The organism is Mesorhizobium sp. M0408 (assembly GCF_040321495.1).
GTDB lineage: Bacteria > Pseudomonadota > Alphaproteobacteria > Rhizobiales > Rhizobiaceae > Mesorhizobium.
The window spans coordinates 20,349-35,141 of sequence record NZ_JAMYRO010000019.1; the positions used below are offsets into that span (position 1 = coordinate 20,349).

The following is a 14,793-nucleotide window of genomic DNA, read 5'->3' on the forward strand; positions in this document are numbered from 1 at the left end:
GGACCGGCTCGACCATCATCGTCAAGCCGGCCCGACCCGATGTAGCGATTGTCAGTAGAGCCCGCCGCCGCCCGACTGGATGGCCTGGTTGGCCTGCGGCGACAGCGCCCCGCCGGTGGCGTTGGAGCCGTCCGCACCCATGCCGATCACCCAGTAGCTGTCGGCGGGACCGGTACCCGGTTTGAAGGCTTCGATGATGGTTCCGGCGTCGCCCGCGTTGGCCCGCATGCCGGTCTTGCGATTGATCGCAATCAGCTTCATGCCTTCCGGAACCTTGAAGTCGACATTGGGCGTGCCATCCAGCGCCACGCGCATGAAATCCTTGAAGATCGGCGCGGCAAGGCCGCCGCCGGTCGCGCCCTTGCCAAGACCTTTCGGCTGATCGTAGCCCATATAGAGGCCGACAACGAGGTTCGGCGTATAGCCGATGAACCAGGCATCCTTTTCGTCGTTGGTCGTTCCGGTCTTGCCGGCGATGTGACGGCCGAGTTCGTTGATGGTGGCGCCGGTACCGCGTTGCACGACGCCCTCCATCATCGATGTGATCTGGTAGGCCGTCATCGGATCGAGCACCTGCTCGGAGTTGTCGACCAGCTCCGGCTCTGGCTGGTCCTGCCACTCGGCGGCATTGCAGTTTGAGCAGCCGCGTTCGTCCTGCCTAAAGACGGTCTTGCCGTAGCGATCCTGGATGCGGTCGATCAGCGATGGCTTGATCGACTTGCCGCCATTGGCCATGATCGAATAGGCCGACACCATGCGCATCACCGTCGTCTCGCCGGATCCCAGCGCCATCGGCAGATACGGCGCCAGGTGGTCGTAGACGCCGAAACGCTCGGCATATTCCACGACCAGCTTCATGCCCATGTCGTTGGCAAGCCGCACCGTCATCAGGTTGCGCGATTTCTCGATGCCGGAGCGCAACGTCGCCGGGCCGGCCACCGTTCCGTCGTAGTTCTTGGGCGTCCAGGTCGTGTTGCCGCTCTGGATGGTGATCGGCCCGTCCATGATCACCGAGGCGGGCGTATAGCCATTGTCGAGGGCGGCCGAATAGACGATCGGCTTGAACGACGATCCCGGCTGGCGCATGGCCTGCGTCGCCCGGTTGAACTCCGACTGCGCGTAGGAGAAACCGCCGACCATGGCCAGGACGCGTCCGGTATGCGGGTCCATGGCGATCAGGCCGCCTTCCACTTCGGGAACCTGGCGCAAGCTGTAGCTGTTGTCCGAGCCGTCGTTCTTCTGCACGAAAATCACGTCGCCCGGCTTCAGCACGTCGGCGGGCGACTTCGCCTTGACGGTCCTGCCGTCGACCACGTGGCGCATGGCGAAGCTCATGTCTTCCTTGCTGACAGTGCCTTCGACGCGGTCCTTGACGATTTCGCCGGAGATCTGGCGCGTCGGCTGCAGGCCGATGGACAGGCCGGTGGTCGAGCTGTCGAGCACGACGGCGAGCGACCATTCCGGCACGTCCTCCAACCGCTTGACGTTGCCCAGCGGCACACCCCAGTCGCCGGAAACGTCGATGCTCGTGACCGGCCCGCGGTAGCCGCGCAGCGTGTCGAACTTCATAAGTCCGTTCTGCATGGCCTTGCGGGCAATCAGCTGCATCTTCGGATCGAGCGTCGTGCGGACGGAAAGGCCGCCCTCGTAGAGCGCATTCTCGCCATAGCGCGCGATGATCTGGCGACGCACTTCCTCGGTGAAATACTCCCCGGCGAAGAGATAGTTGCCGGTGCGGCGCGGCGTGACGCCGAGCGGCTCGGCCTTGGCCTTCTCGCCTTCCTCATGCGTGACGTAACCGTTCTCGACCATCTGGTCGATCACCCAGTTGCGGCGCTCCAAGGCGCGATCGGCATGCTTGAAGGGATGGTAGTTGTTCGGCCCCTTCGGCAGAGAGGCGAGATAGGCGGCTTCGGCCACGGTGAGCTCGTTCACCGATTTGTCGAAATAGGTTAGCGCAGCACCGGCGACGCCATAGGCGCCGAAGCCGAAGAAAATCTCGTTGAGATAGAGCTCGAGAATGCGATCCTTTGAGTAGGCCTGCTCGATGCGGAAGGCGAGGATCATCTCCTTGATCTTGCGCTCGTAGGTCTGGTCTGAAGACAACAGGAAGTTCTTCGCCACCTGCTGGGTGATGGTCGAGGCGCCGACCTGGCGCTTTCCCGAGCCAACATTCTGCAGGTTGACGACAATGGCCCGGCCAAGGCCGGTCACGTCGATGCCGGGGTGATTGTAAAAGTTCTTGTCCTCGGCCGACAGGAAGGCCGCCTTGACACGATCCGGGATCGCCTGAATCGGCAGATAAAGCCGCCGCTCACGCGCATATTCGGCCATCAGCGCGCCATCCGACGCGTGGATGCGGGTCGTCACCGGCGGCTCGTATTTGGCCAGCACCTCGTAATCGGGCAGGTCCTTCGACAAATGGCCGATATAGATCGCCACGCCCGCCGCGACCAAAAGGGCCAGCGTCGTGCCGATGCCGAAGAAATAGCCAATGAGACGAATCATACCCGCTCCAGTCCTTGGTTCGGGAATTTCCTAAACGAAGCCGCCCTTCGCGCAAGCTTTCGGGACGATCCCAAACCGTAATCGCAAAACCCATGTCGCGACCATGTGGGCAAAATACGGCAGCGTGGAATTTCGGTTTCGAATGCCGGAAATAAAAGCACAGGGTGTTGTCGCCGTGCAACGCTGCTTCAGGTTGTGGGCGCCGGCGGACATTTCAGCCTCCGGCCCCCGTTCCGCTCTTGGCCGAAGCAAATAGGGCAACGGCGTTGGTTATGCTCTGGGTCGCCTTGTTGCGCCAATCGGCGCTGAGCAATTGCGCTTCGTCCTTGGCGTTCGACAGATAGCCGAGTTCGACCAGCACGGATGGAACGTCCGGCGCTTTCAGCACCTTGAAGCCGGCAGAACGCTGCGGGTTGTTGATCAGACCGACGCTGGTGGAAAGCTGTCCGACGAGAGTATGGGCGAAGCTCATCGAAAAATTATGCGTCTCGCGGCGGATCAGGTCGATCAGGATATCGGTCACTTCCTTGCTGTCGTCCTTGATCTCCATGCCGGCGAACTGGTCGGAAAGATTTTCACGGTCGGCAAGCGCCTGCGCCTCGGGATCGGAAGCCTTGTCGGACACGGTGTAGACCGTTGCGCCGCGAATGCCCTTGAGGCTGATCGTGTCGGCATGGATCGAGATGAGCAGGTCGGCCTCATGCTGGCGGGCAATGCGCACGCGGTCGTCGAGCCGCAGGAACATGTCGGTCTCACGTGTCAGGAACACGTCGTATTTGCCGCCGGCGGCGAGCTTGTCGCGCAGTTCCATTGCGAAGGCGAGCGTCACGTTCTTCTCGACCGTCCCGTTCAGGCCCTCGGCGCCGCCGTCGATGCCGCCATGGCCGGGATCGATGACGACGGTGAAACGATGGCCCGGATTGGAGACCGGCCCGGTACCGACCCTGCCGGCCTTGTCGGCGGAGACCGTCGAGCCGGTGGTCAGCGCCTGATTGGCGAGCGCTGCGTCGAATTCCCGCTGCGAGGCCGCCGACATGTCGATGGCGATGCGGTAGCCGTTGCCGTCATCGTTCTTGAGCACGTCGAGATTGTCGACGGCGAACGGTCCCTTGCCGGTGAGAATCAGCCGCGATTTCCCCTCGCCGAGTCCGCCGTAACGCACGGCGCGGACAAGCCCGCGCGGCTTCATATCCTTGGCATTGAGGGCGAATCTCGTGGCCGGGAGATCGATGACCAGGCGATTGGGGCCGCGCAGCAGGAACCATTTGATGTCGGGCTCGCGGTCGAAATTGATGACGATACGCATCTTGGTGGCATCGCCGGCCATCTTGTAGCTTATGGCACCGAGCGGTGCGTCGGCAGCACGCGAAAGCGGCGAAAAGACCAGGCAAACCAGGATCAGCGGCAGCAGGCAGGCGGTGCGGAAGAACCAGCCTCCATGATGACGGCCCTTGTCTGCGAAGCCTGCCAGTCCCATCTTTCTACCAATCGCTCCCGTTGGCGTCATGCCCGATCGCTTGTCGAAGTGCCCTATTGCTTGTCAAAGTGCTGGCAGGCCGCGAACTCGATTAACGATTGGTATCCAGAGAAGGTTAACCAAGCCTTTTCATGGAAGGCTTGGGACCGGGGCTTCCGCTGCGGAACGGCTTTTTGCCGGCATCGGGAATCGGGGTTGCCTTCCAACCCGCCAAATCATAAAAGCGATGGTGGATCACTGCAATCCTGGAACCGTCCTCCTCCGCAGCTTCCTGCTACAGGTCAGACGCAAGACGGCTCCTTTCGCTTCAGGCGAAGAAGGCATCGGTGATCGCGACGATTTTCGCAGGCGTGCTCCCGTGGCGGGGGAATCGCCTGCGTGAGCAAAACGGCCGGGATTGTCCCGTGCCGGCTCTGTATGAGCAAACAAGCTGGTCCGGTTTTTCCCGGGCTTTGGTTCAAAAGGTTCTGCTGGTGACGATGGCTTCAAGCGCAATCATGGAAAGGTCCGCAACAAACCGCGCCACTACGGCTGCGGGCGGCACCGCCATGGCGCTCAGGCAGCGGCCGGCGGACGTTCAATTGTCCGGCACCCATGTTCCAGGTCCACGGCAGCGGGCAGTGTCCTGCAAGCTGCGGCCGACGGCTGCCGGGAGGAAACGAAATAATGCCCAACAAAATGCTGATAGACGCCTCCCACCCGGAGGAAACACGCGTTGTCGTCGTTCGCGGTAACCGTATTGAAGAATTCGACTTTGAATCCCAGGACAAGAAGCAGCTCAAAGGAAATATCTATCTCGCCCGCGTAACGCGCGTCGAACCTTCCCTCCAGGCAGCCTTTGTCGAATATGGCGGCAACCGTCACGGTTTCCTCGCCTTCAGTGAAATACATCCCGACTACTACCAGATTCCGGTCGCCGACCGTCAGGCGCTGCTGCGTGCGGAAGCACAGGAAGCCCAGGACGAAGAGGACGAGGAAGCCGCCGAAGGCGAGGACCGCCAGAGCCGCGACCGTGGCAAGCGCGGACGCCGGCGCGGCGGCAAGAGCCGCGACCGCGGCGAGCACAGGCGCGAGGCAGGCGCGGCCGACGGTGAGAATGGCGAGAACGGCGAAGATGCCGTCGCAGAAAAGCTGGATGCCGTTGCCGACAACACCATGTCCGACATTGCCGGACAGAGCGAGGGTGCCGCCGGGCAGAGCGATGAAGTCGCCGATAGCGGCGAGACCGAGCCTTCCGAAGGCGGATCGAGTTCCATCGCTGCCAGCGTCGATGCCGATGTAATCTCCGAAGCCGTTCCACAAGTCGAGACAAGCGGGGCAGAGACAAGCGGCGAAGCAACCTCCGAAGACAATGACCGCGGCATGCTGGAAGAGGTGCAATCCTCGCATCCGGACGATCACGAGGTCGAATCGGTCGGCGCCGAGGACGCGCTGGAAGAAGTGCGCAACCGCCGCAAGCCGGTGCGCCGCCAGTACAAGATCCAGGAAGTGATCAAGCGCCGGCAGATCCTGCTGGTACAGGTCGTCAAGGAAGAGCGCGGCAACAAGGGTGCAGCGCTGACCACCTACCTGTCACTGGCCGGCCGCTATTCGGTGCTGATGCCGAACACGGCACGCGGCGGCGGTATTTCGCGCAAGATCACCAATGCGCAGGACCGCAAGCGGCTGAAGGAAGTGGTCGCCGATCTCGAAGTGCCGCAAGGCATGGGTGTCATCCTGCGTACGGCCGGCGAAAGCCGCACCAAGGCAGAGATCAAGCGCGACTACGAATATTTGATGCGGCTTTGGGAAAACGTCCGCAATCTGACGCTGCAATCGACGGCCCCTGCCCTGGTCTATGAGGAAGGCAGCCTGATCAAGCGCTCGGTGCGCGACCTTTACAACAAGGATATCGACGAGATCCTGGTTTCCGGCGAAGAAGGCTACCGCGAGGCCAAGGACTTCATGCGCATGCTGATGCCGAGCCACGCCAAGGTGGTTCAGCCGTTCCGCGACACGACGCCGATTTTTGTGCGCAACGGCATCGAAGCGCAGCTTGACCGCATGCTGCAGCCGCAGGTGACGCTGAAGAGCGGCGGCTACATCATCATCAACCAGACGGAAGCGCTGGTCGCCATCGACGTCAATTCGGGCCGTTCCACCAAGGAGCACTCGATCGAGGACACCGCACTTCACACCAATCTGGAAGCCGCCGAGGAAGTCGCCCGGCAATTAAGGCTGCGCGATCTCGCCGGCCTCATCGTCATCGACTTCATCGACATGGAGGAGAACCGCAACAACCGCTCCGTCGAGAAGCGGCTGAAGGATCACCTCAAGAACGATCGTGCCCGCATCCAGGTCGGCCGCATCTCGCATTTCGGCCTGATGGAGATGTCGCGCCAGCGCATCCGTGCCAGCGTGCTGGAATCGACCATGAAGCCTTGCCCGCATTGCGGCGGCACCGGCCATGTGCGCTCCGATTCGTCGGTCGCGCTGATGGTGGTGCGGGCAATCGAGGAATTCCTGCTCAAGGATTCGCGCAGCCACATCACGGTGCGGACGCCGGCGGCGACCGCGCTCTATGTGCTCAATCACAAGCGCGGCACGCTGGTGGAATTCGAGCACCGCTTCGGCGTGACCATCACCATCGAAGCCGATGACGCGGTCGGTGCACAACACTATGCCATCTTCCGCGGCGCGCTGGCCGAAAAGCCGGAAGGCTTTGTCGAGGCGCGCACGTTCCCGGCCTATGTCGAGCCGGAAGAACCCGAGGACGAGATCGTCATCGAAGAGGAAGACGAGGCACCGGTGCAGGCCGAGCAGCCACGCCCTGCCCAGCAGCCGCAGCAGCCAAGGTCCGGCGAAGGCCGCGATCGCAAGCGCCGCAAGCGCCGCAGACGGCGCGGCGGCAAGGATCGTGAACACGGGGATCGTGAACACGGGGAACGTGAACATGGCGATCGCGAGCATGGCGCTGCTGTGGAAGGTGCTTCCGTTTCGGCGCCGATGGACGATGCCTTCGTAGCGGCCGGCGATCAAGGCGCCGAAGCGGAACGTGAAGCGCCGGCCGGTGTTGCCGAAACGGCGGAAGCGGCGGACGACGGTCACGGCAAGAAGCGCCGGCGCGGCAAGCGCGGCGGCAAGCGCAATCGCCGTGAGGACGGCGAGGACGGCTTGGAAGCTGCCCCCGGCGAGCCAGCCGCCATGACGGAAGGTGCCGTGTCGGAAGCAGAGCCCGTAACCGGCGAGCCGGAAGGTGCGCCGCCGGCCGAAGAGCTTGCGGTGCTCGCTCCGGCGAACGACGACATGCCGAGCGCCGAAAAGCCGAAGAAGCCGCGCCGTACCGCCAAGCCGAAGAAGGTTGCGGCGGATGCAGTTGCCGAGATTGCGGGCGCCGAGACATCGGCTGCCGAGGCCGCCTCAGTGGCTTCCGGCGAGACCCCCACGCCGGTTCCGCAGGAGACCGAAGTGGCGGCTGCCGAGGAAACGCCGAAGGTCCGGCCGTCGCGGCGCAAGCCCGTACCGGTGGATGCTCCGGTCGTGCCGGTCGTCTCCTCGATCGTCCCCGACGAGGCAAAGACCGAGGAAGCAAAGGCCGAGGACAAGCCGAAGCGTGCCGGCTGGTGGCAACGGAAGGGCTTTTTCTAAGCTTTTCCGTGCATTAGCCAGACTTTCTGATTAAAAAAAATCCCGCGCTGCCGATCGGCTGCGCGGGATTTTTTGTCCCAATTCCAGGCGACAGGCACCAGAGCGGAATGCATTCAAATTGAATGGGCATTCCGCTCTAACTGTTTGTTTTGCCGCATTTGTGCGGACGCCAAATGATTCCATTTGGCTGCAAAATGCTTATGGCGCGAAGATCGACCAGTTCATCGTCTTCGCCAGTTTTTCCAACGCGATCGAGCCCAGCCTGGAATTGCCGTTGGCATTAAGGCCAGCGGACCAGACGGCAAGCGAGGCGACGCCCGGCACGATCCCCAATATGCCGCCGCCAACGCCGCTCTTGCCGGGAATGCCGACGCGGAAAGCGAAGTCGCCGGAGCCGTCATAGTGGCCGCAGGTCAGCATCATCGCGCCGATGCGGCGGGCGCGCTCTGCCGAGACGACGGAATGCCCGGTCGCCGGGTTCTTGCCGCCATTGGCAAGGAAGCGGCCGGCCAGGGCCAGTTGCCGGCAGCTCATGGCGATAGCGCAATGGTGGAAATAGACGCCCAGCGCCAGTTCCGGCGCGTGATTGAGATTACCGAACGATTTCATGTAATTGGCAAGCGCGAAATTGCGAAAGCCGGTGGCGCGTTCGGACGCCGCGACCTCGCGGTCGATGATGATGGTGTCGTCATCGGCCAGGAACTGGATGAAGCGCAGGATCTCGCCGATCGCCTCGCGCGGCTGATGGCCGGCAAGCAGGATGTCCGAGACCACGATGGCGCCGGCATTGATGAATGGATTGCGCGGAATGCCGTTCTCGTGCTCGAGCTGGACGATCGAGTTGAACGGATTGCCCGAAGGTTCGCGCCCAACCCGCTGCCACAGCGCGTCGCCGACATTGCCGAGCGCCAGCGTCAGCGTGAACACCTTTGAGATGCTCTGGATCGAAAACGCCTCGTCGGCATCGCCCGCGGTCAGCATGCGGCCGTCATTGGTCACCGCGGCAATGCCGAATTTTTTCGGATCAATCTTGCCGAGCTGGGGGATATAGCTGGCGACGTCGCCGCGATCGGTACGCTCCGCCATTTCGGCAGCGACCTCGCGCAACGCATGTTCGAGTTGGGGCGCCTGTTCAAGCTCCGGCATCGTCGGCCCCGCTACTTCAGCCAGCGTTCGATACGCGCCATCGCCTCGACCATGTCGTCGTGGCTGCCGGCATAGGAAAAGCGCATCGTGCGATGGCCCTGCAGCGGATCGAAATCGCGGCCCGGCGTCGCAGCCACATGCGCCTCGGCAAGCATCCGGCGCGCAAACGCCATGCTGTCATTGGTGTGCCTGGTGACGTCGCAGAAGGCGTAGAACGCGCCGTCCATGGGCGCGGCCAAAGCAAAGCCGAGCTCCGGCAGGCGTTGCATCAGGAGCTCGCGGTTCCAGGCATAGCGCGCCTTCACCGCTTCCAGCTCTGGCGTCGCCTTGAATGCCTCGATCGCGGCAATCTGGGACAGTTCGGGCGGCGAGATGTAGAGGCTCTGGGCGATGCGCTCGACTGGCCGCACCAGTTCCTGCGGCAGCACCATCCAGCCGATGCGCCAGCCGGTCATGCAATAATATTTCGAGAAGGAATTGATCACCGTCACATCCGCGCCGAAAGAAAGCGCGGTCGTGTCGGGCGCCGCATAGGCCAGCCGGTGATAGATTTCGTCCGACATGACGGCGATGCCGAGCTCTTGCGCCGTCTCGACCAGCGCCTCGAGATCGCCGGCGGGGATGACCGCGCCGGTCGGGTTGGCCGGGCTGGCGAACAGCACGCCCTTCAGCGGTTTTTCGCGATGCGCGGCTTGCAGGTGCTCGGCATGCAGATAGGCGGCGCCGTCCAACTCGATCTCGGCGATGTCGATGCCGAGCGCGGCCATGATGTTGCGATAGGCAGGATAGCCGGGCGCAGCGATGGCGACGCGGTCGCCTGGATCGAACATTGCCAGGAAAGCGAGGTTGAAGGCAGCCGACGATCCGGTGGTGACGGCTATCCGCTCGGGCGAAACGTCAAGCCCGTAGTGCTCGCCATAATGCGCCGCGATCGCCTTGCGCAGGCCGGCGAGGCCCAGCGCGTCGGTATAGCCGATGCGGCCTGCTTTCAAGGCATTGGCCGCCGCTTCGCGAACCCCGGCCGGCGCCGGATCGGAAGGCTGGCCGACGGCCATGGAAACGACCGGCAGGCCCTTGGCTTTCAGCCGATTCGCCTCGGCCAGGATGTCCATGGCATGGAACGGTTCGACCGCGCCGCGGCGCGAAAGCGAAACAACCATTTTTCAATCCACCACACTTGTCCGCACGTGCCGGCCATGCTGGCCGCGCCGCACAAATGCCCGATTGGTGTGGGGATCACAAGTTCGGTAAGTTTAGGCTGCCGACTTTTCATCCTTCGCCCACTCGTCTACCAGTGGACCTGCCATGTTGAGCCGACCCAAATCGACGATCGCCAGGACAGCGCGCGCCCTCGCGACGCTTTCGCTTGCCGCGGTGGTCGCCATGGCCGGCTCGGTCAATGCCTTTGCGCAGAATGTGCCGGTTGTGCGCGATGCCGAGATCGAGGCGCTGGTGCGCGATTACGCGCGGCCGATCTTCAAGGCGGCGGGCTTGTCGGGCGACGCCATCAACATCGTGCTGGTCAACGACCAGAGCTTCAACGCCTTTGTTGCCGGCCGCCGCCTGTTCATCAACACCGGCGCGCTGATGACGGCCGAAACGCCCAACGAGATCATTGGCGTCATTGCCCACGAGGCCGGCCATATCGCCGGCGGACACCAGCAGAAATTGCGAGAACAGCTCGAGCGCGCCAAGACGATGGCGATCCTGGCGACGCTGCTTGGCGCCGGCGCCATGGTGGCCGGCGCCACCAGCAACAGCCGCGGTCTCGCCGGCGCCGGCATGGGCGTGGTGGCCGGCGGCGGCGAGATGGCGCAACGCAGTATCCTCGCTTATCAGCGCACCGAAGAGATGACCGCCGACCGTTCGGCGATCACCTATCTCAATGCAACCGGCCAGTCCGGCATGGGCATGCTGAAGACGTTTGGCCGCTTCCAGAACGCATTGTCGCTCTCGGGCGCGCAAGTCGATCCCTACAGGATCAGCCATCCGATGCCGCAGGAGCGTATCGCCAATCTCGAAGTGCTGGTGAAGCAGAGCCCTTACGTCGACAAGGTCGACCCGCCGGCACTGCAGCAGCGCCACGACATGATGCGCATCAAGATCGCCGCCTACATGCAGGGCCAGGCGGCGGCGTCGCGATTGATGCGCAAGAACCCCGGCAGCCTCGCCTCACGCTATGGCGACGCGCAGATGACCTATCTTTTCGGCAATCTGGCGTCGGCGCTCACCAAGACCAACGCGTTGATCAAGGAACAGCCGAAAAATCCCTATTTCCAGGAATTACGCGGCGACATCCTGATGAAGGCGAACCGGCCGAAGGATGCGGCGGACGCCTATGCCAAGTCGGTCAGCCTCGATCCGGCGCGATCGGGGCTGCTGCCGGTCTCTTACGGCCAGGCGCTGATGGCGATCGGCACGCAGGATTCGCTGAAGAAGGCGGTGGCGCAGATCAACACCGGCCTCGGACGGGATCGCGAAAACGCCGCCGGATACCGCTATCTGGCACAGGCTTACGGGGAACTCGGCAACATCCCGGCCGCCGAGCTTGCAACCGCCGAAGGGCATTTCTATTCCGGCGACTACAAGAATGCGAAAATCTTCGCCATGCGGGCGCAGCAGAGCATGAAGCGGGGCGAGCCGGGCTGGCTTCGCGCGCAGGACATTATAAACTACGCACCATCAGGTAAGAAGAAGTGAACCTTTCGGACGCAGGCTGCGACACAGCCAAAGCGAGCGGACCGGAACACGGGCAAGAGGATCGAGGATCATGACCAAGGCAATTCTGCTGGGCACTACCGGAGTGGCAGCGGCTCTCGCCATGCTGGCATTCGGCTTCGTCGCCGGCAATCCGCAGACGGCGAAGGCCGGCACGGCGCAGCTTGCCCAGACGGCGTCCTCGGGTACCAAGCTCGACCGCACCGAAGTCGAAGGCATCGTCCGCGACTATCTCCTGAAGAACCCGGAAGTGCTTCTGGAGGCACAGCAGGCACTCGAGGCCAAGCAGAAGGAAGAACAGCGCGTCGCCAGTCTCGGCGTCATCAAAGACGCCAAGGACCAGATCTTCAATTCCTCCTTTGACGGTGTTGTCGGCAATCCGAACGGCAAGGTCACCATCGTCGAATTCTATGATTATAATTGCGGCTACTGCAAACGCGCCATCGACGACATGCGCGCGCTGACCAAGGCCGATCCGGACCTGCGCTTCGTACTCAAGGAGTTCCCGATCCTCGGCCCGGATTCGCAGAAGGCGAGCGTCGTCTCGATGGCCTTCCATTTGATGAAGCCGGAGAAATACGGCGAATTCCACAATGCGCTGCTCGGCGGCCAGGGGCGCGCCACCGAGGCGGCGGCAATCAAGGTGGCGCTGTCGCTCGGCGCCGACGAGGCGGCGCTGCGCGAAAAGATGAAGGACCCGAGCATCACCGAGGCCTTCTCCAAGACCTATGACCTCGCCACCAAGCTCGCCATCACCGGAACGCCGTCCTATGTCGTCGGCAACGAGGTGGTGTTCGGCGCGCTTGGCCAGGAAGTGCTGGCCGAAAAGATCGAGGCGGCGAAGGCCGCGCTCTGATCAGCATTCGGGTTTCGATTAGGCTGCGGGTTTCCGGCACGGGCCGTTTTCCGGCTGTTGTGGACGGCGAAAGAACGCACTTGCGCTCTTTTCGCCAGCGTCTATGCCCATTATAGAGGGTCCGGCGCGCCGGCTTAGCCGCGCCGGGAAAGGTCGGCATATTTTGAAAACGGTTTTCGTCCTGAACGGCCCCAATCTCAACGCGCTCGGCAAGCGCGAGCCGGGCATCTATGGCGGCAAGACGCTTGCCGCGATCGCCGACGACTGCAAGCAGGCAGGTGCCGCACTTGGGCTGGAGATCGATTTCCGCCAATCGAACCATGAGGGCGACCTCGTCGACTGGATCCAGGAGGCCGCCGACAAGGCCGCCGCGATCGTCATTAATCCGGGCGCCTACGGCCATACCTCGATCGCCATTCACGATGCCATCCGCGCTGTCGCGCCGCTGCCGGTCGCTGAGGTGCATCTCTCCAACATCCACGCGCGGGAACCATTCCGCCACGTCTCCATGGTCGCGCCGGTCGCCGTCGGCATGATCTGCGGGTTCGGGCCGCTCGGCTACACGCTGGCGCTGCAGGCGCTGGCTGCACGCCTATGACCGGCCAACAAACAGAAGGCTCGAAAATGTCGATAAAGAAGAACGGTGTTGACCAGCAGCTGATCCGCGATCTGGCGGGCATACTGAACGACACCAACCTGACCGAGATCGAGGTCGAGCTGGGCGATCTGAAGGTGCGCGTCTCGCGGCAGGCCCCGGCCGTCCATGCCGTCGCCACAGCTCAGCCGGCCTATGCCCCGGCAGCCGCGCAGCCTGCGGCAGCGGCCGCGCCGGCGACGCCCGACGTGTCGAAGAACGCCGTTGCCTCGCCGATGGTCGGCACCGCCTATCTGGCACCGTCGCCCGACGCCAGGCCGTTCATCGAAATCGGCCAGAAGGTCAAGGAAGGCCAGACGCTGCTGATCATCGAAGCAATGAAGACGATGAACCAGATACCCTCGCCGCGCGCCGGCACGGTGACGGCGATCCTGTTTGAAGATGCGCAGCCGGTCGAATATGGCATGCCGCTCGTCGTGATCGAGTAGAGCCGGGAACAGGCGAAAGATGTTCCAGAAAATCCTCATCGCCAATCGCGGCGAAATCGCCCTCAGGGTGCTGCGCGCCTGCAAGGAGCTCGGCATCCAGACGGTGGTGGTGCATTCGACCGCCGACGCCGACGCCATGCATGTGCGTCTCGCCGACGAGAGCGTCTGCATCGGCCCGCCGCCGTCGCGCGACAGCTATCTCAACATCCACCAGATCGTCGCCGCCTGCGAGATCACCGGCGCCGACGCGGTGCATCCCGGCTACGGTTTTCTGTCGGAGAACGCCAAGTTCGCCGACATCCTCGCCGCGCACAACATCACCTTCATCGGCCCGACCGGCGACCATATCCGCATCATGGGTGACAAGATCGAAGCCAAGCGTACCGCAAAACGCCTCGGCATTCCCGTGGTGCCCGGCTCCGACGGCGCGGTCACCGAGGACAAGGAAGCCAAGCGCATTGCCGCCGCGATCGGCTACCCCGTGATCATCAAGGCGTCGGCCGGCGGCGGCGGGCGCGGCATGAAAGTGGCGCGTAGCGAGGCCGATCTCGAGGTGGCGCTGCAGACGGCACGCTCGGAGGCGGGTGCGGCCTTCGGCGACGACGCAGTCTATATCGAGAAATATCTGCAGAAGCCGCGCCATATCGAAGTGCAGGTGTTCGGCGACGGCGCCGGGCGCGGCGTGCATTTCGGCGAGCGCGACTGCTCGCTGCAGCGCCGCCACCAGAAGGTCTGGGAAGAAGCGCCCTCGCCGGCGCTCAATGCCGAAGAGCGCGCGCATATTGGCGGCGTCTGCGCCAGGGCGATCGCCGATCTCGGCTATTCCGGCGCCGGCACCATCGAATTCCTCTATGAGGACGGCGAGTTCTATTTCATAGAGATGAACACGCGCCTGCAGGTCGAACATCCGGTGACCGAGGCGATTACCGGCATCGACCTCGTGCACGAGCAGATCCGCGTCGCCTCGGGCGGCGGACTTTCGGTGCGCCAGGAGGACATCCGCTTCCACGGCCATGCCATCGAATGCCGCATCAATGCCGAGGATCCGCGCACCTTCACCCCCTCGCCGGGCACCATCACCCATTTCCACACGCCGGGCGGCCTCGGCATCCGTGTCGATTCCGGCGTCTATTCCGGCTACAAGATCCCGCCCTACTACGACAGCCTGATCGGCAAGCTGATCGTGCACGGCCGCAACCGCGTCGAATGCATGATGCGGCTGCGGCGCGCGCTCGACGAATTCGTCGTCGACGGCATCAAGACGACGCTGCCACTGTTTCGCGACCTCGTTGGCAACGCCGACATCGCCAATGGGGACTACGATATTCACTGGCTGGAAAAATACCTGGCCGAAGGCGAGTGACACAGGGGCGAAGCG

10 protein-coding genes are annotated in these 14,793 nt (G+C 63.2%); 6 read left to right on the forward strand and 4 right to left on the reverse strand.

From position 1 onward, the window contains the following. Nucleotides 1–51: 51 nt before the first annotated feature. Together NKI67_RS21930 and NKI67_RS21935 are read right to left on the reverse strand one after the other, a co-directional pair. The gene (locus NKI67_RS21930; RefSeq protein WP_352570914.1) at nt 52–2,508 is read right to left on the reverse strand and encodes a penicillin-binding protein 1A; all 2,457 of its coding nucleotides are present in this window, start codon (nt 2,506–2,508) and stop codon (nt 52–54) included. Nucleotides 2,509–2,722: 214 nt separating this feature from the next. Further along, nucleotides 2,723–3,985 (reverse strand): N-acetylmuramoyl-L-alanine amidase, encoded by a 1,263-nt coding sequence (locus NKI67_RS21935; protein ID WP_352570913.1) that lies wholly within the window; start codon nt 3,983–3,985, stop codon nt 2,723–2,725. Between the two features lie 666 nt (nt 3,986–4,651). On the opposite strand from NKI67_RS21935, the gene NKI67_RS21940 reads away from it, so the two are divergent. Continuing rightward, nucleotides 4,652–7,612: an Rne/Rng family ribonuclease gene (locus tag NKI67_RS21940; RefSeq protein WP_352646739.1), complete on the forward strand. Its 2,961-nt coding sequence runs from the start codon at nt 4,652–4,654 to the stop codon at nt 7,610–7,612. Nucleotides 7,613–7,810: 198 nt separating this feature from the next. Here the strand turns inward: NKI67_RS21940 and NKI67_RS21945 are convergent, their stop codons facing one another. Together NKI67_RS21945 and NKI67_RS21950 are read right to left on the reverse strand one after the other, a co-directional pair. Then, nucleotides 7,811–8,758, reverse strand: coding sequence for a glutaminase (locus NKI67_RS21945; RefSeq protein ID WP_352570911.1), 948 nt, complete (start codon nt 8,756–8,758; stop codon nt 7,811–7,813). A gap of 11 nt (nt 8,759–8,769) precedes the next feature. Continuing rightward, nucleotides 8,770–9,918, reverse strand: coding sequence for a pyridoxal phosphate-dependent aminotransferase (locus tag NKI67_RS21950; protein ID WP_352570910.1), 1,149 nt, complete (start codon nt 9,916–9,918; stop codon nt 8,770–8,772). A gap of 145 nt (nt 9,919–10,063) precedes the next feature. Here NKI67_RS21950 and NKI67_RS21955 point away from each other — a divergent pair, with 145 nt between their 5' ends. The 5 genes from NKI67_RS21955 to accC all read left to right on the forward strand — a co-directional run bounded on the left by NKI67_RS21955 (nt 10,064) and on the right by accC (nt 14,778). Then, on the forward strand, nt 10,064–11,458 hold the full coding sequence (locus NKI67_RS21955) for a M48 family metalloprotease (RefSeq protein WP_352472763.1): 1,395 nt from the start codon (nt 10,064–10,066) through the stop codon (nt 11,456–11,458). A 70-nt stretch (nt 11,459–11,528) separates the two neighbouring features. After that, on the forward strand, nt 11,529–12,332 hold the full coding sequence (locus tag NKI67_RS21960; protein WP_023674825.1) for a DsbA family protein: 804 nt from the start codon (nt 11,529–11,531) through the stop codon (nt 12,330–12,332). Between the two features lie 163 nt (nt 12,333–12,495). After that, nucleotides 12,496–12,930, forward strand: coding sequence for a type II 3-dehydroquinate dehydratase (gene aroQ / locus NKI67_RS21965; RefSeq protein WP_031211260.1), 435 nt, complete (start codon nt 12,496–12,498; stop codon nt 12,928–12,930). 26 nt (nt 12,931–12,956) lie between these two features. Beyond that, nucleotides 12,957–13,415, forward strand: a complete 459-nt coding sequence (gene accB, locus NKI67_RS21970; protein WP_023674823.1) for an acetyl-CoA carboxylase biotin carboxyl carrier protein — start codon at nt 12,957–12,959, stop codon at nt 13,413–13,415. Between the two features lie 19 nt (nt 13,416–13,434). Further along, nucleotides 13,435–14,778 (forward strand): acetyl-CoA carboxylase biotin carboxylase subunit, encoded by a 1,344-nt coding sequence (gene accC / locus NKI67_RS21975; protein WP_023674822.1) that lies wholly within the window; start codon nt 13,435–13,437, stop codon nt 14,776–14,778. The last annotated feature ends 15 nt before the right edge of the window (nt 14,779–14,793 follow it).